The sequence below is a fragment of the Billgrantia gudaonensis genome (assembly GCF_900100195.1).
In the GTDB taxonomy this organism is placed as follows: domain Bacteria; phylum Pseudomonadota; class Gammaproteobacteria; order Pseudomonadales; family Halomonadaceae; genus Halomonas; species Halomonas gudaonensis.
On the sequence record NZ_FNES01000004.1, the window covers coordinates 276416 to 296683 of the forward strand.

Here is a 20268-nt window from a genome sequence, read left to right on the forward strand (position 1 = left end):
TCGGCGAGCGCCATCAACGCGGCGGCAGCGCATCGAGCGCCGTGCGCATCTCACCGAGCACGGCCTGCAGCGCCTGGGGAATCGCCTCCGGCCGCTCGACGTTCTCGGCAATGCGGTTGACCAGTGCCGACCCGACGATCACGCCATCGGCCACCCTACCGACTTCCGCTGCCGAGGCTCCATCGCGGATGCCGAAGCCCACGCACAGTGGAAGCGTCGTCAGTTCGCGCAACGGTGCCAGATGTTCGGCCACGTCCGCCGCGTTGAGGGTCGCGGCACCGGTCACGCCCTTGAGCGCCACGTAGTAGAGATAGCCCTCGCCATGGGCGCATATTGTAGCGGCCCGCTCGCGGGAAGTGGTAGGGGCGACGAGAAAGATCGAGGCGAGCCCGCGCGCCTTGAGCACGGGGCCGAACTCCTCGGCCTCCTCCGGCGGCATGTCCACGGTGAGCACGCCGTCGACGCCGGCGGCAACGGCCTGGTCGGCGAAGGCGTCGAGGCCGATGCGCTCGACGGGATTGAGATAGCCCATCAACACCACAGGCGTCTCGCTATCCTGCTCACGGAACTCGCGCACCATCTCGAAGAGATCGGCGAGGCGCACGCCATGCTTCAGCGCCCTTTCACAGGCTTTCTGGATCACCGGGCCGTCGGCCATGGGGTCGGAGAACGGCACGCCGAGCTCGATCACGTCGGCGCCCGCCGCCACCAGAGCGTGCATGAAGCCGACGGTGTGCGCTGGCGCCGGGTCGCCGGCAGTGAGATAGGGAATCAGCGCGCGGCGGCCCTGGGCCTTGAGATCGGCAAAGCGTTGGTCGATACGGTTCATCGGCATCCTCAGAGCTCTATTCCATCGATCTTGGCGACCGTCATGATGTCCTTGTCGCCGCGGCCCGAGAGGTTGACCACGATGTGCTGGTCGGGCCGCATCGTCGGCGCCAGCACCTTGGCATGGGCCAGGGCGTGAGCGGATTCCAGCGCCGGCATGATGCCCTCGACGTGGGTCAGCTCGCGAAACGCCTCGAGCACCGCATCGTCGTTGGCGGCCACGTACTCGACACGCCCCACGTCCTTCCACAGGGCATGCTCGGGGCCGACGCCTGGGTAATCGAGTCCGGCGGATACCGAATGGGTGTCGGAAACCTGCCCCCCCTCGTCGGACATCAGATAGGTGCGATTGCCGTGCAGCACGCCGCGCGGCGCCCCCGAGGCGAGCGGTGCGGCGTGGCGGCCGGTCTCGACGCCGTCGCCGCCGGCCTCGACGCCGATCATGGCCACCTCGTCGTCCTCGACGAAGGGATAGAACAGCCCCATGGCATTGGAACCGCCACCCACGCAGGCGATCAACGCATCGGGCAGTCTGCCGAACTCCTCGAACGACTGGCGACGCGCCTCGCGCCCCACCACGGCATTGAAGTCGCGGACCAACATCGGGTAGGGGTGCGGGCCGGCCACGGTACCGATGATGTAGAAGGTGTCGTCGACGTTGGTGACCCAGTCGCGCAGCGCCTCGTTCATGGCGTCCTTGAGCGTGCGGGTACCGGACTCCACGGGGATGACGTTGGCGCCCAGCAGACGCATTCGGTAGACGTTGAGTTTCTGGCGCTCGACGTCCTCGGCACCCATGTAGACTTCGCACCGCAGACCCAGGCGAGCCGCTACCGTGGCCGTTGCCACGCCGTGCTGGCCGGCACCGGTCTCGGCGATCACCCGCGGTTTGCCGCTCTTCTTGGCCAGCAGCGCCTGGCCGATGGTGTTGTTCACCTTGTGGGCGCCGGTGTGGTTGAGGTCCTCGCGCTTGAGCCAGACCTGGGCCCCGCCGAGCTGCTTCGACCAGCGCTCGGCGTGATAGAGCGGAGATGGGCGGCCCACGTAATGGGCCAGGTCATGGTCGAATTCCGCCTGGAAATCCGGGTCGTCACGCAGACGCAGGTAGGTCTCGGCCAGATCGTCCAGGGCGAAGCTCAGGGTCTCCGAGACGAACCGGCCGCCGTAGGGGCCGAAGTGGCCGCGAATGTCCGGCAGTCGGGTCAGGTCGCTGAACTTGCTCACGAAAGACACCTCACAGGGTCGTCAATAGGAACGGGGTTGGAAACTCGGTGATTCACGCGGGCAGAGGAGCCTCACCGGGTACCGCGGTCGGCATCCCGCACCGCCGAGAAGAATGCCGCGATCCGTCGCGGATCCTTGCGTCCCGGTGCGGCCTCCACGCCGCCGGAGACATCGACCGCGAAGGGATGCACGGCATCGATGGCCGCGGCCACGTTGTCCGGGGTCAGCCCACCCGCGAGAATAACAGGTTTTGCCAGGTTTGCGGGGATTCGCGACCAGTCGAACGTCTCGCCGGTCCCCCCGGGAACGCCAGGCCGATAGGCATCCAGCAGCAGCGCCTGAGCACTGGCATACGCCGTCGCGGCGGCGGGCACGTCGAGCCCGTCGCGCATGCGCAGCGCCTTGATCCAGGGCCGGCCGAACGCCTCACAGAAAGCCGGGGGCTCCGTGCCGTGGAACTGCAGCAGGTCGAGATGTCGCGCACAGCGCTCGATCAGTTCGCGATCCTGGTCGACGAACAGCCCGACCCGAGTCACGAAGGCTGGCACGTGGGCGGCGAGTCGTGCCAGCCGCGCCTCGTCGACGGCGCGCCGGCTGCCGGGCCAGAGCACGAACCCCAGCGCATCGGCACCGAAGGCCACGGCGGCATCGATGTCCGTCTCGCGAGTCAGGCCACAGATCTTGACCCGGGTACGCGCTCGAGATGATTGGATAGCGTGCAAGAGTGGCTCCTTCGGGGCTCGTCCTCTCCGATGACGGCTTTACCGGCGACAGCCCCGTGCAGGGGTGCCGCGCCGAAATTCGACCATGGGACAGTCTGGCAACGGCCGCTCGCCGCTCCATTCGCCGAGGAAGGCGAGCAGATTGGGCCCGAGCGGCTCATGGGGCAGGCCCCAACGATCATCATAGCGCGAATCGACGAAGTGCAGGCCGCAGGCCGGCGCGGTCACGTCGGCCAGAGTCCGATCCTTCAGTGCCATCAATTCGGCCAGGTAGTCGTCGCCGCGTTCCCCCCGCCCCACGGTGACCAGGGCACCGACGATATTGCGAATCATGTGATGCAGGAAAGCGTTGCCCTGCACGTCGACGACCACCAGCGGACCGTGTCGGTGGACCTCGATGAAGTGCAAGTGGCGCCAGGGCGTCTTCGACTGGCAGCCGGCAGCGCGGAAACTCGAGAAGTCGTGCTCGCCCACCAGCACCTGGGCAGCGCGGTGCATGGCCAGTGCGTCGAGCGGGTCGCGGCACCAGGTGACGTTGGCCCGCTCCAGCACCGGGCGGCTCGGCTGATTGAGCAGCACGTAGCGGTAGCGACGTGCCAGAGCCTTGAAGCGGGCGTGAAAATCGTCGGGCACCTCGCGCACCCAGCGCACCGCCACATCTCGCGGCAAGTTGGCGTTGGCACCGAACACCCACGCCTTCTGCGAGCGCGGCGCCGGCACATCGAAGTGCACGATCTGGCGGGTGGCATGCACGCCGGAGTCGGTGCGCCCGCTGGCGTGAACTCTGACCGGCTGGCTGGCCACTCTCGACAGGGCCGTCTCCAGCGCTGCCTGCACGGAGGCGGCATGCTTGAGGCGCTGCCAGCCACAGTAGGCGGAGCCGTCATACTCCACGCCCAGGGCCAAGCGTCCGGTCAGCGGGCGACGATCATCGAGCGATTGGAACAGGGTCATTCGGCCATCGGCATCGTGGGTGTCAGCGAGAATGTCGTCACAGGCGGTGCCGGTCGAGCAGACCCCGGGCGGCATCGCACAGTTCATCATCGCCGCTTTCGACGAGCAGTCTCTGCAGCAATGCCCGGGCCCGTTCGGATTCGCCGGCGTCGATCAGACGCCGCGCCTCATCGAGGCTATCATCGGCGAGTGCGGCACTGAACGGTCGCCCATTATCGTCATCCAGCGGCGGAAAGGCCACTTCTTCGACCTCCCAATCCTCACCCGATGCTGCCGCCGCGACCGGGGACGGCGACTCGTCGCCCAGCGCGGGGGAACGGCCACTCTCGGCGGCCCCCGGATCATCGGTCGTGCCGTCCCGGGGAGTGAAGTCCACGCTGGGTTGCATGGGCGTTTCCTCCGGCGTCGCCGCCGGTGAATCCAGCGCCGGGGGCTGGTAGTCGATGACGTTGCCGGCGGGCTCGGCCAGAGTCGGCGTTTCCGCTACGGACTCCTCCCGTCCGCCAGCCCGAGGCGCCGACTCGGCAAGGGGCTCCTCAGCCGGCTCCGACGATGATGCCGGCTGGGAATCCGGCTCGCTCTCCGGCTTCGCCTCAGGCTCAGACCGGGTTGCCGGTTCGGCATCGTCGGGGACGGCCTCCATTGCCGGTGACAGATCCGGCCAGTCACCGGCTCCACTGCGCGTATCGTCCGACACCTCACGGGAAGCGTCCGGTGCATCGCGTTCGGCATCATCGTCGGAGGCGGACGGGGGCGCACCTTCATCCGTCGCAGCATGCGCTTCCACCTCCGATGGAGGACGCGCCATCAGGCGCTCGACTTCGGCAATCAGCGAAGGCTCGGCATGGTCGCGCAGCCACTGCGCCTCGCGCTGAGCCTTGGTCCAGTCCCCTTGCTCGACGCACGCCGTCAGCAGCTTGAAACGCAGATCGGAACGCTCTGGGGCTCTTGCGATTCCGGCCTCGAGCAGCTCGCGTGCCTGATCGTAACGGCCATAGGCCATGAAGATGTCGGCCTCGTTGATGGCCTCGGCCTGGGGCATGGTCGGTCGTGCCGGAGGCTCCTCGGCTAGCCCCGCTCCGGCAGTCGGCGCAGGCTCTTCGGCCATCTCGGGACTGGCACCGGCGGGGGAAACCGTCGGCATCGTCACGAAACCGCCGGCCGAGACAGCCTCGTCGCGGCCTCGGCGCCAGCGAATCACCAGCCACAAGCCAAGCAACGCCGCGATGCCGGCCGCACCGAGCCACAGCGGCCGGTTCGGTTCCAGCGAATGAACGGCCCCCCACCAAGGCGCGCTGTCGGCGCCTTCTTCGGCTGCCGGTGACGTACCCGCCGGGTCGGACTCTGCCGCACGCTCGGCCATCACCGAGGCCAGCTGGCCGCGCAGGACATCGAGCTCATCCCGCATGGCCTCGAGTTCGGCCTGCAACGCATCACGCTGGGATTCCAGTTCCTGCCGATTCTCACGCTGCCGAACGGCCTGCCTTCCGGCATCGTCCAACAGCGCCAGCTCCGGCGTGGCCAGCTCGGCCACCACGCCTGGGTCGATTCCGCCATGACCGGCGACTGGCGCTCCCTGACTCTCGCCTTCGACTTCGCCTCGCGCCTGTCCTTCGGCGGCCAGCTCCCGATCGCTGAGCAACGTCAAACGCGGTACCGGCACGGACTCGGCCGCCTCGATGGCCGCATCGGAAAGCGTCGGTTCGGGCTCGGTGCCTGCCGTTTCCATCGGATCGGCGGCATCCTCCGGAGTGCCGCCTGCGTCTTGTGGCGCAGGCGTCAACGCCACGCGCTGCGCAGTGCCGCCGTCTCGTTCGGCCCATGCCTGGTTCATCGCCGCCACGACACGGTCGGCCTGTTCCGCCGTCCGCGACAGGATGGCGTCCCGTGACGGCACCGACAGGGAATGACCGGCCCGCATGGAATTGATGTTCCCCGAAGGAAAGACCTCGGGGTTGGCCTCCACCAGAGCCACCATCATCTGATCCATGCTGATGGCGTCGTCTGGCCGTAGCCGGTCGGCTATCGACCACAGGGTGTCGCCGCTGCCGACCCAGGTGTCACCACGCTCGGTCGACGTCGACGCCCCCGGCGACGCCGATGACTCGGAGCCTGTCGACACGGCCGCCTCACCGGGCGACCGGCCCGACGAACCTGCCAGCACCGGCAGTTCGGCGTAGTTCGGGGGGTCGAGCAGCAGGGTGACTTCGCGAAGCTGGCGCCCTTCCGGCCAATCGAAGCGCAGCAATAGGTCCAGCCAGGGCTCGCGTACCGGCCTGTCGCTCTCGAGCTCGACGACCCACTGCCCATTACGCTCGCGCACGGCCATGGTCACATCGGAGGCCAACGGCATGCGCTCGAGCCCGGCACGCTCGAAGGCGGCCGGCTCCGCCAGCGAGACCTTGAGCCGCCGAAGATCCAGACCGGCCACGTCGGTCAGCGGCACGCTGGCCCGCAACGGCGCATTGAGGGACGAATGCACGTCCACGTCGCCAACCCCCAATGCCCAACTCGCGGGGCTCACGAAGGACAATGACAGCAACGAGGCGAATGTCAGCTTACGGCTCATGGAGCTCCCTTGCGTCTCCCGGTGGCGCCGCCTGAGAGGCGCCTAACCAAACGGATGGTGATGCCACCTGATCTCTATGTACCACACTCTGGTATGGCTGGCCCCGAGTGGCGGGCGGTTTTTCTCGTTCTATTCAACCTATGTCAATGCGAGGCGACGGCAAAATTCTTGCGCCAACGCAAAAGGACGGGGCGCCTCCCGCAGGAGACGCCCCGTTTCACAACATGCACCGCCGATTCATGCAGCGAGCGCAGCCATGACTCTCACTGCTCGCGCAGGATCGTCAGCATTCTCTTGAGCGGCTCGGCGGCACCCCACAGCAACTGGTCGCCGACGCTGAAGGCGGAGAGGTACTCGCCGCCCATGGCCAGCTTGCGCAGACGCCCCACCGGCACGCTCATCGTGCCGGTGACCGCGGCCGGCGTGAGCTCGGCAATGGTGGCCTCCTTGTCGTTGGGGATCACCTTGACCCAGTCGTTGTGCTTGGCGAGTCGATCCTCGATCTCGTCGAGCGGCACGTCCTGCTTGAGCTTGATGGTGAAGGCCTGGCTGTGCGAGCGCATGGCGCCGATGCGCACGCAGAGGCCGTCGATGGGAATGGGGTTGTCCTGCAGGCCGAGAATCTTGTTGCTCTCGACGCTGCCCTTCCACTCCTCCTTGCTCTGGCCGTTGTCGAGCTTGGTGTCGATCCACGGCAGCAGGCTGCCGGCCAGCGGAGCGGTGAAGTTCTCGGTGGGAAACTCTCCACTGCGCATCGCCGCGGTGACCTTGCGGTCGATGTCGAGAATGGCGCTGGAGGGGTCGGCGAGCTCGCCGCCGACGCTGTCGTGCAGCGCCCCCATCTGACCGAGCAGTTCGCGCATGTGCTTGGCACCGGAGCCGGAGGCGGCCTGGTAGGTCATGGAGGTCATCCACTCGACCATGCCGGCCTCGAACAGCCCGCCAAGTCCCATCAGCATCAGGCTGACGGTGCAGTTGCCGCCCACGAAGGTCTTGGCGCCGCGCGCCAGTTGGTCGTCGATGACGCGACGATTGACCGGGTCGAGCACGATGGTCGCCTCATCGGCCATGCGCAGGGTGCTGGCGGCATCGATCCAGTATCCCTTCCAGCCACCGGCACGCAGGTCGCCGTACACCTCCTTGGTGTAGTCGCCGCCCTGACAGGTGACGATCACGTCCAGCGCCTCGAGCGCTTGCCGGTCGAAGGCGTCCTTGAGCGGAGGCACGTCCACGCCGACGTCGGGACCGGCCTGGCCGACCTGCGAGGTGGTGAAGAAGACCGGCTCGATGCCGTCGAAATCGCCCTCTTCCACCATGCGCTGCATGAGCACGGAGCCCACCATGCCTCGCCATCCCACGAAACCGACTTTCAACATGTGAAGTCCTCCAGGAAAGAATGAACCCGTCATTATACAGGAATTGCCCGCGACACGCAGGCGAAGGACCGGCTACTGACGTTCGAAGGCCGCCAGCACGGCATCGCCCATTTCGGTGGTTGAGACGGTGCGGGTACCCTCGGAGGCAATGTCGGCGGTCCTCAAGCCCTCGTCCAGCACCCTGCCCACGGCCTTCTCGATACGGCTGGCCAACGCCGGCTCGTTCAGCGAATAGCGCAGCATCATGGCCACCGAGAGGATGGTCGCCAGCGGGTTGGCGACGTTCTGGCCCGCGATGTCCGGCGCGCTGCCGTGACAGGGCTCGTACATGCCCTGGCCGCTCTCGTTGAGCGAGGCGGAAGGCAGCATGCCGATGGAGCCCGTCAGCATCGCCGCCGCGTCGGACAGAATATCCCCGAACATGTTGCCGGTGACCACCACGTCGAACTGCTTGGGCGCGCGCACCAGCTGCATGGCGGCGTTGTCGACGTACATGTGGGAGAGTTCGACGTCAGGGTACTCCGGCGCCAGGCGCTCCATCACCTCGCGCCACAGGATGGTGACCTCCAGCACGTTGGCCTTGTCCACCGAGCAGAGCTTCTTGCCCCGTTTCTGCGCCATTTCGAAGGCCACCCGGCCGATGCGCTCGATCTCGCTTTCGGAATAGACATAGGTGTTGAAGCCCACGCGCTCGCCGTCGCGCTCTTCGATGCCGCGCGGCTGACCGAAGTAGATGCCGCCGGTGAGCTCGCGCACGATCATGATGTCGAGCCCGGCGACCAGCTCGGGCTTGAGGCTGGAGGCCTGAGCCAGCTGCGGGTAGGTGATGGCCGGCCGCAGATTGCCGAACAGCCCCAGCTGCTTGCGCACGCCCAGCAGACCCTTCTCGGGGCGTTTGGCGAGGTCTTCGATCTTGTCCCACTTGGGCCCGCCCACCGCGCCGAGCAGGATGCCGCGGGCTGCCTGGGCCTTCTCCAGGGTTTCGGCGGGGAGCGGTTCGCCGTGCACGTCGTAGGCGGCACCGCCGAGCAAGCCTTCCTCGATTTCCACGTCCAGGCCGCGGGCCTGACAGGCCGACAGGATGCGGCTGGCCTGGGCGGTGATCTCGGGGCCGATGCCATCGCCCGGCAGTACCAGAATCTTCTGCGTCATTGGTTCTTCCTTGCTGGGTCCGTGGAGCTACCTCGGGTGAAGGCCTGCGAGGAGGCGCTGTGAACCCATCCCTGGGCGCTACCGATGCCATCCCTGGCATCGGACCTCCTCATCGGCCTTCCCCCGACGCTCCACTGTGTCAGAGTGACGAAGGCGTCAAGCCTGAGCCGTATCGCGGAACAGCCAGGGACGCGCCTGCCGATGCTTCGCTTCGAAGGTGCGAATGGCGTCCTCGTCCTTCAGCGTGATGCCGATGTCGTCGAGGCCCTCGAGCAGACACTGCTTGCGGAAGGGGTCGACCTCGAACTCGAGGATCTCGCCAGCCGGGGTGATCACCCGCTCCTTCTCCAGATCCACGTCCAGGCGATAGCCCTCGTTGGCTTCGACCTCGCGAAACAACTGGTCGACCGTCTCTTCCGGCAGGGTGATCAGCAGCAGGCCGTTCTTGAAGGCGTTGTTGTAGAAGATGTCGGCGAAGCTCGGGGCGATCACCACCCGGAAGCCGAAATCCTCCAGCGCCCAGGGGGCATGCTCGCGGGAGCTGCCGCAGCCGAAGTTGCGCCGCGCCAGCAAGACGCTGGCCCCCTGGTAGCGCGACTGGTTGAGCACGAAATCGGGGGTCAACGGCCGCTGTGAGCAGTCCTGGCCCGGGTACCCCTCGTCGAGATAGCGCAGCTCGTCGAAGAGGTTGACGCCGAAGCCGGTGCGCTTGATCGACTTCAAGAACTGCTTGGGAATGATCAGGTCGGTGTCGACGTTGGCCCGGTCGAGCGGCGCGACGAGGCCCTGGATGCGTTCGAACTGTTTCATGGTGCAGGCTCCTAGGCGGCGGGTTGCGCGTCGAATTCGCGGACGTCGACGAAATGTCCGGCAATGGCGGCGGCAGCGGCCATGGCAGGGCTGACCAGATGGGTGCGTCCGCCGTAACCCTGGCGACCCTCGAAGTTGCGGTTCGAGGTCGAGGCGCAGTGCTCGCCGGCACCGAGCTTGTCGGCGTTCATGGCCAGGCACATGGAGCAGCCCGGTTCGCGCCATTCGAAGCCCGCCTCGATGAAGATCTTGTCGAGGCCCTCGGCCTCGGCCTGTCGCTTCACCAGGCCGGAGCCGGGAACCACCATGGCCAGCTTGATGGAGTCGGCCACCTTCTTGCCGCGGGCCACCCTGGCAGCCTCGCGGAGGTCCTCGATGCGCGAATTGGTGCAGGAGCCGATGAACACCTTGTCGAGGCGAATGTCGGTGATCTTCTGCCGGGGTGCCAGCCCCATGTACTCCAGCGCCCGGGCATAGCTGCGCTGCACGGTCTCGTCGGGCGCCGCGGCGGGATCGGGAACCTCGCCGGAAACGCCGGTGACCATCTCTGGGCTGGTTCCCCAGCTCACCTGAGGCTCGATCTCGGCGGCATCCAGCGTCACCACCTTGTCGAACTCGGCGTCGGCATCGGAGATCAGGTGGCGCCAGTCGGCCACCGCGGCATCCCACTGCTCGCCCCGAGGCGCGTAGTGTCGCTCGCGCAGGTAGTCGATGGTGGTGTCGTCCACGGCGATCAGGCCGACCCTGGCGCCCGCCTCGATGGCCATGTTGCACACCGTCATGCGCCCCTCCATGGAGAGACCGCGAATGGCGCTGCCAGCGAACTCGATGGCATAGCCGGTACCGCCGGCGGTGCCGATGCGACCGATGATGGCGAGCACGATGTCCTTGGCGGTGACGCCGACGCCGAGCTCGCCCTCGACGCGCACCTGCATGTTCTTCATTTTCTGGGCGAGCAGACACTGCGTGGCCAGCACGTGTTCGACCTCGGAGGTGCCGATGCCATGGGCGAGCGCGGCGAAGGCGCCATGCGTGGCGGTATGGGAATCGCCGCACACCACGGTCATGCCGGGCAGCGTGGCGCCCTGCTCGGGACCCACCACATGGACGATGCCCTGGCGCGGGTCGTTGATCTTGAACTCCTCGATGCCGAACTCGACGCAGTTATCGTCCAGCGTCTGCACCTGGATCAGCGACACGGGGTCGCTGATGCCGGCGTTGCCTTCGGCACGCTCCTTGAGCGTGGTGGGCACGTTGTGGTCGGGCGTGGCCAGGTTGGCGTCGAGCCGCCACGGCTTGCGGCCAGCCAAACGCAGGCCCTCGAAAGCCTGGGGCGAGGTCACCTCGTGCAGCAACTGCCGATCGATGTAGATCAGGGCGGTGCCGTCGTCGCGCGCCTTCACCAGGTGCTGCGACCACAGCTTGTCGTAAAGCGTCTGGCCTGCCATGCGGTCTCCTCCCGGGCATCGTCGCCCACTTGTGCTCGTCACGATGGGCTCAAGGCCCTCTAGGTTGTGACAGCAGTGTCACGCGACGTGCTCATAAAATCAATTCATGTTATTTATTCAATAGATTCCATACCGGAATTCGAAAATCCTCCCGAGGAGCCCGCCCATGGACACCCAGAGTCTGCAGGCCTTTCTCGCCGTGGCCGACAGCGGCAGCTTCTCCCGCGCGGCCGATCAGCTTCACCTCACCCAGCCCGCAGTGAGCAAGCGCATCGCCGTGCTCGAGAGCCAGATCGATGCGCGGCTGTTCGACCGCATCGGGCGCACGGTCAGCCTCACCGAGGCGGGCCGGGTGCTGTTGCCCCGCGCTCGCCAGATACTGGTGATGGTCGACGACAGCCGCCGAGCGCTCACCGATCTCCGCGGCGACGTGGGCGGCAGCCTGACGCTGGCCACCAGTCATCACGTCGGCCTGCACCGCCTGCCGCCGCTGCTCAAGACCTACACCCAAGAGCACCCCGAGGTGCGCCTCGACCTGCACTTTCTCGACTCCGAGCAGGCCTATCAGGGCGTGCTCGACGGCGAGCTGGAGATCGCCGTGGTGACGCTGGCACCCCACCCTGACCCGCAACTCGAGGTGGTGCCGATATGGGTCGACCGGCTGTGCTTCGTCTGCGCCCACGACCACCCGCTGGCCGAGCGCGGCCCGCTGACGCTGCACGAACTCTGCCATTTCGACGCCGTGCTGCCCGGCCCGCTGACCTTCACCCGCACGCTGATCGAATCGCGCTTCGCCGCAGCCGGCTTGACCCTGCCGGTGACGCTCTCCACCAACTACCTGGAGACGCTCAAGATGATGACCGCCATCGGGCTGGGCTGGAGCCTGCTGCCGGAGCGACTGGTAGCCGGCGAACTGCACGAGCTGGCGGTGGAGCCCCCCCCCATCCACCGTCCGCTGGGGTATCTGGTGCACAAGGGTCGCACTCTCTCCAACGCCGCCCGCGCCCTGCTAACCCAGTTGGAACGGGTGCGCGAGCAGGCCGCCCGGGAAGTCGACCCGAAAAACGGTTAGACTGCTCATCATTTGCGCCAGGAGCCGTCGTGTCCGACCCCGCCACGCCATCCACCTCGCCCCGCCAAGCACTGGCCGGCGTCTCGATCCTCGCAGGCTTGCTGCTGCAGATCCTGAGCTTTCCCGCGCCCTCGCTGCCGTCGCACCTGGTCGGCTATGCACTGTGGCTGGCAACTGCCCTGCTATGGCGCGACATCCCGCAGCGCACCCGTTGGCAGGCCGGCGCGCTCATCGCCATCGGTCTGGCACTGCTGATCACGGCCAGGCTTCGTTACGATGCCGCAATCGACTGGCCGGCGGTGCTCGACGGCAACACCTACGTGGTCGCCATGCTGGTCGGAGTGAGTTTCATCGGCTTGATCGGCAACCGTCGCGGCAGTCGCCCGCTGGGCCGCGCCATGACCGGCGCACCCGGCATTGCCGGCACCTGGCTGGGCGTGCACCTGCTGGGCATCATCCTCAACCTCTCGACGGTATTCATGATCGGCGACCGTCTCGCCCGTCGTGGGCCGCTGACGCTGCCGCAGTTCCTGGCACTGAATCGTGGGCTCTCCAGCGCCGCCCTGTGGTCGCCATTCTTCGCATCCATGGGCGTGGTGATGACATTGGCGCCGGACATGAACTACACCCAGGTGCTCGCGGCCGGCCTGCCCCTGGCTCTCGTCGCCGGCACCCTGACCACCATCGAGCTCTCGCGACGCTTCGACCTCAGCGACGTTGCCGGCTTCTCGCTTTCGCCGCGCAGCCTGCTCATGCCGGTGATCATGGCCCTGCTGGTACTGTTCTTCCATTACGCCCTGACGCCCAGGCTCGGCATCGTCAGCATCATCACCTTCCTGCTGCCGGCAGCGGCCCTGGCCACCAACCTTCCGCAGGGCCCGCGCTGGACGCTGCGCCGGGTACGCCAGCACACCCTCATGCGGCTACCGGCCATGCGTGGCGAAATCGCGCTGTTCCTTGCCGCGGGACTGCTGACGCTGGGACTCTCCACGCTGATCGATGCCGCCACCGGCAGCGGGTGGACGCTCTTCGATCGCTTCGGCGCTCGCGAGGCCGTGGTGAGTTTCGTGGCCATCGTGGCCAGCGCCGTCGCGGGACTGCACCCCATCATCGGCGTTTCGGTGCTCGCCTCGATGCTCGACCTCGAGCCGGCGCGCCAGACGCTGTTCGCCTTCGTCGCCCTGGCTTCCTGGGCGGTGGGTACCTCGGTAGGGCCACTCTCCGGCATCAACCTCTCGCTGCAGGGGCGCTACGGCATCAGCGGCTATCGGATGATGCGTCACAACCTGGGCTATGCGCTGGCAATGAGCGGCCTGGTCATCGGCACCCTCCTAGCACTGGATGGCTGGGCGTAGCGGGCTACTGCGACACCCGGTAGAAGTAGCGATGGCCACACTGGTGGCAAGGCTCGATACGCGCCACGCCCTCCAGCTCGACCACCGCATCGCAATGAACGCAGGCCATGCGCCCGGGCGCGGCCATCTCGCCCTCGCAGTAGTCGGCACGGGCGGCCTCGAGATCCTCCTCGAAACGCGCCTTGTCGACCTGGCTGCGATCGGCGATGGAGAGCAGCGATTCCACGACCCGGCGCGACAGCTGGTCGAGATCGATGCCCAGCCAGCTCGCCACGCCACGCCCACCGGCGCTCAAATAGCGACGCATGTCGACCAGGTCGCGCTCCAGCCAGGCACGCAGCAGGGCCAGTTCGTCCTTGGTGAACTCCTCGAGCTCTGCCTCGAACTCCACCGCCTCATCCAGCTCCTTTTGGAGGTTTTCCCAGGTCAGGTCGCGACGCCCATTCTGCAGCTGCGCCAACAGGCGTTCGTAACCCTCGCGCAGGCGGTGTTCGCGTTTGGGATCAGACTCTTTGCTCATGCCTCACTCTCCTCGAAGCGGCTCGCGGACGGCAACAGGCATGGCCGCTCCCGTCCGTCTGGGGTATCCTTGGCTACCATTTAGACGCTATCTCGCCGCCAGTTCAACGTTTTATCGTGAAAAGGTGGCCATGCAACGCGCCGGGCAGGCGCGCCGTCGCGCTGCTGCCACGCTCAGCGTTTCGCATACCATTTCAAGCACTTCCGAAAAGGCTCAGCCGAATACCGATGGACGCACAGTACACGCCCCTTGCTATCGAACGCGACGCCCAGCAGTTCTGGGAAACCCATGAATGCTTCAAGGCGGTGGAAGACGCCAACCGCGAGAAGTTCTACTGCCTGTCGATGTTCCCCTATCCCAGCGGCAAGCTGCACATGGGGCACGTGCGCAACTACACCATCGGCGACGTGGTATCGCGTTTCCAGCGCATGCAGGGCAAGAACGTCATGCAGCCCATGGGCTGGGACGCCTTCGGCATGCCGGCCGAGAACGCCGCCATCCAGAACCGCGTGCCACCGGCCAGGTGGACCTACGACAACATCGACTACATGCGCCGCCAGCTCAAGGCGCTGGGGTTCGCCTACGACTGGAACCGCGAATTCGCCACCTGCGACAGCGACTACTACCGCTGGGAACAGTGGTTCTTCACCAAGCTGGTGGAAAAAGGGCTGGTCTACAAGAAGATGGCCGCGGTGAACTGGGATCCGGTCGACCAGACGGTGCTGGCCAACGAGCAGGTGATCGAGGGACGCGGCTGGCGCTCCGGTGCGCTCGTGGAGCGCAAGGAGATTCCGCTGTGGTTCCTCAAGATCACCGACTATGCCGAGGAACTGCTCGCCGACCTGGACGAGGTCGAGTGGCCGGAACAGGTCAAGACCATGCAGCGCAACTGGATCGGCAAGTCGCGCGGCGTGGAGATGACCTTCGAGGTCAAGGCGCCGGACGGCGGCTCGGACACCCCGGTGAGCGTCTACACCACTCGCCCGGACACCCTGATGGGCGTCACCTACATGGCGGTGGCCGCCAGCCACCCGCTGGCCAAGGAGGTCGCCGAACGCGATGCCGACATGGCCGCCTTCTGTGACGAGTGCGCCCGCGGCGGCACCTCCGAGGCCGAGCTGGCCACCATGGAGAAGAAGGGCATGCCCACCGGGCACGTCGCGGTGCACCCGCTGACCGGCGACGAAGTTCCCGTCTACGTGGCCAACTTCGTACTGATGGAGTACGGCACCGGCGCGGTGATGGCGGTCCCCGGCCACGACCAGCGCGACTGGGAATTCGCCACCAAGTACGATCTGCCCATCAAGGCGGTCATCGCCGACGAGAGCGGCCAGGCGCCCGACCTCTCCGAAGGCGCCTTCGTCGAGACCGGCAAGCTGATCCACTCCGGCGAGTTCGACGGCCTGGAGTTCGAGGCGGCCTTCGAGGCGATCGCCGCCAAGCTCGAGTCCCTGGGACGCGGCACGGTGAAGACCCACTTCCGCCTGCGCGACTGGGGCGTAGCCCGTCAGCGTTACTGGGGGGCACCGATCCCCGTCAAATACGGTCCCGAAGGGCAGACCGTACCGCTCACCGACGACGAACTGCCGGTGGAGCTGCCCATGGAGGTGACCGTCGACGCCACCGGTTCACCGCTCAAGAAGATGCCCGCCTTCTATGACCTGGGCGACGGCTGGACGCGCGAGACGGACACCTTCGACACCTTCATGGAGTCTTCCTGGTACTACGCGCGCTTCGCCTGCGCCGACAACCGCGAAGCGATGCTCGACGAGCGAGCGGACTACTGGCTGCCGGTGGATCTCTACATCGGCGGCATCGAGCACGCCATCCTGCATCTGCTCTATGCGCGCTTCTTCCACAAGCTGATGCGCGACTTCGGCCTGGTGAAGTCCGACGAGCCCTTCCAGCGCCTGCTCACCCAAGGCATGGTGATCGCCGAGACCTTCTACCGCGACACCGAAAACGGCGGCAAGGAGTGGTTCAACCCCGCCGACGTGGAGGTCAAGCGGGATGACAAGGGTCGCCCGGTCAGCGCCACTCTCGTCAGCGACGGTCGGCCCGTCGAGATGGGCGGCATCGAGAAGATGTCCAAGTCCAAGAACAATGGCGTCGACCCTCAGTCGATGATCGACCGCTTCGGCGCCGACACCGTGCGGCTGTTCATGATGTTCGCCGCACCGCCCGAACAGTCCCTGGAGTGGTCCGACTCCGGCGTGGAAGGGGCCCACCGCTTTCTCAAACGCCTGTGGCGCCTCGTTTTCGAGCACCTAGAGGCCGGCGAGCCGGAACGCCTCGACCCCGAGTCCCTGGACGATGCCCAACGCGAGCTGCGCCGCAAGACCCACGAGACGATCCGGAAGGCCAGCGACGACATCGGACGGCGCACCACCTTCAATACCGCCATCGCCGCGGTGATGGAGCTGACCAATGCCCTGGGCCGTTTTCAGAACGATGGCAAGGACGCTTCGCCCCAAGGGCTCGCCGTGACCCGCGAGGCCGTGGAGGCCTGCGTGCTGCTGCTCGCCCCCATCACCCCGCACGCCTGCCACGCCCTGTGGCAGGCTCTCGGCCATGACGACCCGGTGATCGACGCCACCTGGCCCGAGGTCGACGAATCGGCGTTGACCCGCGATACCATCGAACTGGTGGTGCAGGTCAACGGCAAGCTGAGGGCACGCATCGAGGTAGAGGCCGAGGCGGACAAGGCCACCATCGAATCGCAGGCGCTGGCCGCCGAGAACGTCCAGCGCCACACCGAGGGCAAGTCGGTACGCAAGATCATCGTCGTGCCCGGCAAGCTGGTCAACATCGTGGTCGGATGATCGCAGGGAGTCGATATGCAGCGTCGCACCTTTCTCACCCGCGTACTGGCCGGCGGCACTGCCCTGGCGCTGACCGGCTGCGGCTTTCGCCTGCGCGGCTTCGGCGAGAGCGGCACGGTCATCGACGAACTCGAGCTGGCCGGCCCGGAGAGCGAATTGTCGCGGCAACTCGCCGAGCGTCTGCGTCGAGACGGCACGCGACTCCACGCACAGGCGCCCTGGATACTCACCCTGGGACGCCCGGCTCTCGACGAGCGTCGCCTGAGCGTACTCGACGCCGGGTCGCAAGAACACGAAATGGTGCTGAGCCTGCCCTTCTCGGTTCAGCGCCGCAGTGACGGCGCCTTCGTCTTGCCCGAGCAGATGCTGGAGGTGAGCGAGCGGTTCACGGTCAGCGACGACAATCTGCTGGCTCAGGAAGAGATTCGCCGTGAAGCAGAAACGGCGCTGCATCGCGAAGCCATCCGCCAGCTGCTCGAGCGGCTGCGTGGGCTGAACAGGGCATGAAGGCAGCTCCATGAAAGTCTTTGCCGACAAGCTTCCCGACGCGCTCGCCAAGAAACTGCCCCCGGTGGTGATAGTCGCCGGGGAAGAGCCCCTCCAGCACATGGAGGCGTGCGATGCGGTACGTGCCGCCGCCCGCGAGAAGGGCATCGACGAACGGGAGGTTCTCCACGTCGAGGCCAATTTCGCCTGGAGCCAGCTGCATGAAACGGCGAACAACCTCTCGCTGTTCGGTACCCGTAAGCTGATCGAGCTTCGCCTGGGCAACCACGGCCTGGGCCAGGAAGGCGGCCGGGCCCTCAAGGAGCATGCCGAACGGCTGGCCGGCAGCGATGACGTGCTGCTCGTCAGCATGGGCAAGCTCGATTTTCGCCAGCAGAAGAGCGCCTGGTTCAAGGCGCTCGACAAGGTCGGCCTGTTCGTGCCGGTGTGGCCCGTCGACCTGTCACGCCTGGGCTTCTGGCTGCGCGACCGCGCCCAACGCCATGGACTCAGCCTCGACCTGGATGCCGCACGGCTGCTCGGCGAACGCACCGAAGGCAACCTGTTGGCCGCCGACCAGGAGCTGCAGAAGCTCGCCCTGCTGGTGCCCCCCGGCGGCAGGATCAGCGCTCGCCAGGTGGCCGGCGACGTCGAAGACAGCGCACGTTTCGATGTCTTCACCCTGACCGACGCCTGCCTGCAGGGAACCCCCGCCAGGGTCTCGCGCATCGTCGCCGGGTTGCGCGGCGAGGGCGTGGAGGCCCCCATCGTGCTGTGGGCGTTGAGCCGCGAGCTCCGCACCCTGCTCTCGCTCCATCAGCACCTCGACCAGGGCCAGAGCTTCGAGCATGCCTGCAAGGCCCAGAAGCCGGCCATCTTCGAGAAACGTCGCCCCGCCTACCAGCAGGCCATTGCGCGTCTACCGATCCGCCGCCTGCACAAGTTGCTGCTCTTCGCCCAGCGTCTCGACCTCGCCATCAAGGGTGCCTCGACACTGCCGCCCTGGGATGGATTGCACGACTTGGCCCTGACGCTGGCTGGCGGACGCGGGCTGCTCGCCGAAATGCCCAGCTCGTACCGCATCGGCTAGAAGCGAGGGTATCTAGCGTTGGCTGGGCGTCATTTCCGAGTCATAGGTTTCTGCCACAATCCGCTTAAGCCCTGACGATGAGCGTACGCCCATGCGCCGATTGCCAATGCCACCGGACGTTTCCCTCTCTGCGTGGCATGACTGCCTATTGCGAACCCCCATCGCGGCACTCCTGCTGCTGATATTCACTTCCCGCCTGGCACCCGCAGCAACGGTCACCGAGAGCCCACTGGCACCTTCGCAGGATGACGCTCCGATACTCACCGTGCGCCACGACGGTCAGCAACACCGAATCAGCCGGGCGCAGATCGAGTCGTTGGGTCTACACGAAGTGAGCCTGATCCACTTCGAGGGGCTGGAGGGCCGTTTCGCCGGCGTCTGGCTGGATGATTTCCTTGCCGAACGAGGCCTGGAAGACGCGCCGCGGCTGCGCTTCATCGCCCACGATGACTACACGGTCTTTCTCACCCCGGAGCACCGTGAGCAGAAACGCTACCTGCTCGCCACCCGACTCGATGGCGACCCACTGACCCGCGAAACCTTCGGCCCCACCATGCTGCTCGTTCCCGAAGATGCCGAAGCCGTGACCGAGGGCAGCGAGACCATGACGCGATGGATCTGGTCGATCCGGGAAATCCACGCTCCATGAAAGACCGGCGCACCTTTGCACTCGGTTGGGGCATGGCACTGGGGTTCAGCCTGCTCTCGGGCATTTGCGCCATGGCCATCGGCTTATACGTGGCCAACGCTCGCCAGCACGTGGGCGCCAACTACACGGCCTTGGTCGCCGACGTGGTTCGTGCCCAGCAGCATCCCGTGCTGCTTCGCGCCACCCTGAATGCGATGCAGGAACATCCCCATCACCTGCATGCCGAGCGATTGGCAAATCTGGTGTGGCGCATTCCCCAGCACATTCGGGGCGTCAGCCATGGCCTCTCGCAAAGCCAGCTCGCCCCGTCGGACTATCGGCCGGCGCTCGACACCCTCGCTCGTGTCGAAACCCGTCTGGCCGAACTGGCGGCACTGATCGATGCCGACATCGAAACGGACGAGGACAGGCAGGCCCTGCAGGCACTCGGCTACGAACTCGAGACGGAGCTGGCCTGGGCCTACGGCGAGCTAAACGACCTCATCCACGTGGCCGCCGGCGAACAGCGCCAAATCATGGAACGGCTGAGCCTCGCCATCGGCCTGCTGGTTCTGCTGGCTCTGGCCGTGGTAGCCGGCCTGATGCTGGCACTGATTCGTCTTAGCCGCCAGCGCGAACTCGTTTCACGGCTGAGTCTGGTCGACGACCTGACGGGACTGGGCAATCGTCGCTACCTGCTGGAAACCGCTGAACGCTTGTACCAGCAAAGCCTGCGTAACGAACGCCCCATGAGCCTCGCCCTGCTCGATCTCGATCACTTCAAGCACCTCAACGACACCTGGGGCCATCCGGCCGGCGACAGGGTACTCGAGGCATTCGCCCAGGCGCTTCAGGAAGAGACCCGTCAGGCCGACATAGTGGCGCGCATTGGCGGCGAAGAATTCTGCATCCTGATGCCCGACACCCCCCTCGAAGGGGCGCATGACCTGGCCGAGCGCGTCCGCCATCGTATCGCCGAACTGAACGAAGCGGCCCTCGGGATTCCCGCCTCGATCACCGTGAGCCTCGGACTCGCCACCGGCACCGGCAGCGCTGCAGGCTTCGATCGTCTCTATTCGCGGGCCGACCGAGCCCTATACCGCGCCAAGGCCAACGGACGCAACCGTACCGAAGTCAGCAAGGCGTGACATTGGGACATGAAATACCCCACACTTGGCTCTTATAATGGCAGGACGCCGCATCGGATGCATC

At 66.4% G+C, this 20268-nt stretch carries 17 protein-coding genes; 7 read left to right on the forward strand and 10 right to left on the reverse strand.

Features of this window, described 5'->3' with window-relative positions:
- Window positions 1-13: 13 nt before the first annotated feature.
- From trpA to leuC, 9 genes are all read right to left on the reverse strand, one after another.
- Window positions 14-829 carry a tryptophan synthase subunit alpha gene (gene trpA, locus BLP96_RS07005; RefSeq protein WP_089684701.1) on the reverse strand — a complete coding sequence of 272 codons (816 nt, stop codon included), beginning with the start codon at window positions 827-829 and terminating at the stop codon, window positions 14-16.
- 8 nt (window positions 830-837) lie between these two features.
- A complete protein-coding gene (gene trpB / locus BLP96_RS07010; RefSeq protein WP_089684490.1) occupies window positions 838-2052 on the reverse strand; it encodes a tryptophan synthase subunit beta in 1215 nt (404 codons plus the stop codon).
- A gap of 71 nt (window positions 2053-2123) precedes the next feature.
- Complete coding sequence (locus BLP96_RS07015; protein WP_089684703.1) at window positions 2124-2765, reverse strand: phosphoribosylanthranilate isomerase; 642 nt, start codon at window positions 2763-2765, stop codon at window positions 2124-2126.
- Between the two features lie 48 nt (window positions 2766-2813).
- A complete protein-coding gene (truA, locus tag BLP96_RS07020) occupies window positions 2814-3728 on the reverse strand; it encodes a tRNA pseudouridine(38-40) synthase TruA (RefSeq protein ID WP_089684705.1) in 915 nt (304 codons plus the stop codon).
- A 37-nt stretch (window positions 3729-3765) separates the two neighbouring features.
- Window positions 3766-6297, reverse strand: coding sequence for a FimV/HubP family polar landmark protein (locus BLP96_RS07025; RefSeq protein ID WP_089684492.1), 2532 nt, complete (start codon window positions 6295-6297; stop codon window positions 3766-3768).
- Between the two features lie 263 nt (window positions 6298-6560).
- Window positions 6561-7673, reverse strand: coding sequence for an aspartate-semialdehyde dehydrogenase (asd, locus tag BLP96_RS07030; protein ID WP_089684494.1), 1113 nt, complete (start codon window positions 7671-7673; stop codon window positions 6561-6563).
- Window positions 7674-7745: 72 nt separating this feature from the next.
- The gene (gene leuB / locus BLP96_RS07035; protein ID WP_089684495.1) at window positions 7746-8825 is read right to left on the reverse strand and encodes a 3-isopropylmalate dehydrogenase; all 1080 of its coding nucleotides are present in this window, start codon (window positions 8823-8825) and stop codon (window positions 7746-7748) included.
- A 156-nt stretch (window positions 8826-8981) separates the two neighbouring features.
- Window positions 8982-9635 (reverse strand): 3-isopropylmalate dehydratase small subunit, encoded by a 654-nt coding sequence (leuD, locus tag BLP96_RS07040; protein WP_089684497.1) that lies wholly within the window; start codon window positions 9633-9635, stop codon window positions 8982-8984.
- A gap of 11 nt (window positions 9636-9646) precedes the next feature.
- A complete protein-coding gene (gene leuC / locus BLP96_RS07045) occupies window positions 9647-11083 on the reverse strand; it encodes a 3-isopropylmalate dehydratase large subunit (protein WP_089684499.1) in 1437 nt (478 codons plus the stop codon).
- Window positions 11084-11249: 166 nt separating this feature from the next.
- On the opposite strand from leuC, the gene BLP96_RS07050 reads away from it, so the two are divergent.
- Both BLP96_RS07050 and BLP96_RS07055 read left to right on the forward strand, forming a co-directional pair.
- Entirely contained in the window at window positions 11250-12155 is a 906-nt protein-coding gene (locus BLP96_RS07050; RefSeq protein WP_089684502.1) for a LysR family transcriptional regulator, read from the forward strand.
- Window positions 12156-12184: 29 nt separating this feature from the next.
- Window positions 12185-13510 (forward strand): hypothetical protein, encoded by a 1326-nt coding sequence (locus BLP96_RS07055; protein ID WP_089684504.1) that lies wholly within the window; start codon window positions 12185-12187, stop codon window positions 13508-13510.
- Window positions 13511-13514: 4 nt separating this feature from the next.
- On the opposite strand, the gene BLP96_RS07060 is transcribed toward BLP96_RS07055, so the two are convergent.
- Window positions 13515-14030, reverse strand: a complete 516-nt coding sequence (locus tag BLP96_RS07060; RefSeq protein ID WP_089684506.1) for a zinc ribbon-containing protein — start codon at window positions 14028-14030, stop codon at window positions 13515-13517.
- Between the two features lie 227 nt (window positions 14031-14257).
- On the opposite strand from BLP96_RS07060, the gene leuS reads away from it, so the two are divergent.
- The 5 genes from leuS (at window position 14258) to BLP96_RS07085 (ending at window position 20204) form a co-directional block, all read left to right on the forward strand.
- Entirely contained in the window at window positions 14258-16852 is a 2595-nt protein-coding gene (gene leuS, locus BLP96_RS07065; protein ID WP_089684508.1) for a leucine--tRNA ligase, read from the forward strand.
- 15 nt (window positions 16853-16867) lie between these two features.
- Window positions 16868-17359, forward strand: coding sequence for an LPS-assembly lipoprotein LptE (locus BLP96_RS07070; RefSeq protein ID WP_089684510.1), 492 nt, complete (start codon window positions 16868-16870; stop codon window positions 17357-17359).
- A gap of 10 nt (window positions 17360-17369) precedes the next feature.
- Window positions 17370-18428: a DNA polymerase III subunit delta gene (gene holA, locus BLP96_RS07075; RefSeq protein ID WP_089684511.1), complete on the forward strand. Its 1059-nt coding sequence runs from the start codon at window positions 17370-17372 to the stop codon at window positions 18426-18428.
- Window positions 18429-18576: 148 nt separating this feature from the next.
- Window positions 18577-19077, forward strand: coding sequence for a hypothetical protein (locus BLP96_RS07080; protein ID WP_089684513.1), 501 nt, complete (start codon window positions 18577-18579; stop codon window positions 19075-19077).
- Window positions 19074-20204: a GGDEF domain-containing protein gene (locus BLP96_RS07085; protein WP_176761479.1), complete on the forward strand. Its 1131-nt coding sequence runs from the start codon at window positions 19074-19076 to the stop codon at window positions 20202-20204. Before BLP96_RS07080 ends, BLP96_RS07085 begins: the two co-directional genes overlap by 4 nt.
- Window positions 20205-20268: the final 64 nt, after the last annotated feature.

What these genes read in the sequence shown, in the direction of transcription:
- holA (WP_089684511.1), top strand. Translation starts at nt 17,370, where the DNA reads ATGAAAGTCTTTGCCGACAAGCTTCCCGACGCGCTCGCCAAGAAACTG.
- leuC (WP_089684499.1), bottom strand. Translation starts at nt 11,083, where the DNA reads ATGGCAGGCCAGACGCTTTACGACAAGCTGTGGTCGCAGCACCTGGTG.
- BLP96_RS07025 (WP_089684492.1), bottom strand. Translation starts at nt 6,297, where the DNA reads ATGAGCCGTAAGCTGACATTCGCCTCGTTGCTGTCATTGTCCTTCGTG.
- trpA (WP_089684701.1), bottom strand. Translation starts at nt 829, where the DNA reads ATGAACCGTATCGACCAACGCTTTGCCGATCTCAAGGCCCAGGGCCGC.
- leuB (WP_089684495.1), bottom strand. Translation starts at nt 8,825, where the DNA reads ATGACGCAGAAGATTCTGGTACTGCCGGGCGATGGCATCGGCCCCGAG.
- BLP96_RS07085 (WP_176761479.1), top strand. Translation starts at nt 19,074, where the DNA reads ATGAAAGACCGGCGCACCTTTGCACTCGGTTGGGGCATGGCACTGGGG.
- leuD (WP_089684497.1), bottom strand. Translation starts at nt 9,635, where the DNA reads ATGAAACAGTTCGAACGCATCCAGGGCCTCGTCGCGCCGCTCGACCGG.
- asd (WP_089684494.1), bottom strand. Translation starts at nt 7,673, where the DNA reads ATGTTGAAAGTCGGTTTCGTGGGATGGCGAGGCATGGTGGGCTCCGTG.
- truA (WP_089684705.1), bottom strand. Translation starts at nt 3,728, where the DNA reads ATGACCCTGTTCCAATCGCTCGATGATCGTCGCCCGCTGACCGGACGC.
- leuS (WP_089684508.1), top strand. Translation starts at nt 14,258, where the DNA reads ATGGACGCACAGTACACGCCCCTTGCTATCGAACGCGACGCCCAGCAG.
- BLP96_RS07070 (WP_089684510.1), top strand. Translation starts at nt 16,868, where the DNA reads ATGCAGCGTCGCACCTTTCTCACCCGCGTACTGGCCGGCGGCACTGCC.
- BLP96_RS07060 (WP_089684506.1), bottom strand. Translation starts at nt 14,030, where the DNA reads ATGAGCAAAGAGTCTGATCCCAAACGCGAACACCGCCTGCGCGAGGGT.
- BLP96_RS07050 (WP_089684502.1), top strand. Translation starts at nt 11,250, where the DNA reads ATGGACACCCAGAGTCTGCAGGCCTTTCTCGCCGTGGCCGACAGCGGC.